The 1,220-nt window shown below is 63.8% G+C and carries 1 protein-coding gene and 1 pseudogene; both read right to left on the bottom strand.

Going from position 1 to position 1,220, the window contains the following annotated elements:
• Positions 1 to 101: 101 nt before the first annotated feature.
• Positions 102 to 914 (bottom strand): carbohydrate ABC transporter permease, encoded by an 813-nt coding sequence (locus Q9R39_RS24700; RefSeq protein WP_311278460.1) that lies wholly within the window; start codon positions 912 to 914, stop codon positions 102 to 104.
• Between the two features lie 25 nt (positions 915 to 939).
• Positions 940 to 1,220: pseudogene (locus Q9R39_RS24695) on the bottom strand (sugar ABC transporter permease); the annotation flags it as partial.

The following is a 1,220-nucleotide window of genomic DNA, read 5'->3' as shown; positions in this document are numbered from 1 at the left end:
CTGCCCCGGATGCAATTCTTGGTCTTGGATCTGGCGCAATAGTTCGGTTTCTACCTGACGGTAGAGCGGGATCCGGCCCTTTCCGCCGATACGGGTATTGGTCATTTCAACCCGGAGCGGACGAAGGCGTTGACGACCTGGCGTTGTAGCAGGATGTACACGGCGAGGATGGGCAGACACAGGGCCCCGGCAGCGGCCATCATCGCACCATAGTCGGTTCCGGCTTCGGTGATCAGGCTGCGCAACCCGATCTGGACAACCGAGGCCGGATCGGACAGGACCAGCAGCGGCCAGAAGTACTCGTTCCACGCGGTGACGAACAGCAGGATGGCTAGCGCGGCGAGCGGTCCACGCAGCGAGGGTACGACAACCGTCCACAAGGTGTTCCAGTGCGACCGGCCGTCCATGCGTGCTGCGTCGAGGAGTTCGCGCGGGAACGAGCGCATGTGTTGGCGCAGCAGCAGCACCGCAAACGGTGCGGTGAGTTGCGGGACGATCACCCCGGTGAGGGTGTTGAGCCAGCCCAGGTCGGACAACAGGACATAGTTGGGCAGCATGGTGACTTGGAAAGGGACCAGCCACGTGGCGACGAAGATCAGGAACAGTACGCGTTCCCCGCGAAAATGCCAGCGGCCGAACGCGTACGAAGCCAACAACGCGGTGAACAACTGGAAGGCCGCGACCCCCACGGCCATGAGCGCGGTATTGCCGATCAGGCCACCCAGCGGCAGCAGGTCGGCGGCGGCCCGCAGATTGTCCAGGCTGACCCCGCTGGGCAGCACGGATTGGCTCAGCACATCGTCGCGAGGGCGCAGCGCGGTGACGTACATCCAGAGGATCGGCACCAGGCTGAACACGGCGATTAATGCCAGGACCAGGTGGCCGCCAAGCACGTCGAATCGGCGGGTGCGCACAACAGCGGTCGGTTGAGTGGTTGTTTCAGTCGTCATGGAAGCTCCAGCGGTCCATCAGCCACACCGCGCCCCAGGCGATGAACCCGAAGCCGAGGAAGAACAGCACGCTGGCGGCGGAGGCGAGGCCGACGTCGAACGAACCGAATGCGATGTCGTAGAGGAGGTAGTAGAGGTTGGTGGTGGAGTCGCCGGGGCCACCCTGGGTGAGGGTTTGGATCATCGGGAACATCAGCTGGGCGGCGGACAGGATGGTCAGCGTCGCCATGAACAGCAGCGTCGGTGAGAGAAGCGGAAGTGTGATGCGCC

It is taken from the genome of Gordonia sp. AC31 (assembly GCF_031844505.1).
Classification (GTDB): Bacteria; Actinomycetota; Actinomycetes; order Mycobacteriales; family Mycobacteriaceae; genus Gordonia; species Gordonia hongkongensis.
The sequence above is the reverse complement of the archived record's forward strand: the minus strand, read 5'-3'. Positions and strand labels throughout refer to the sequence as shown.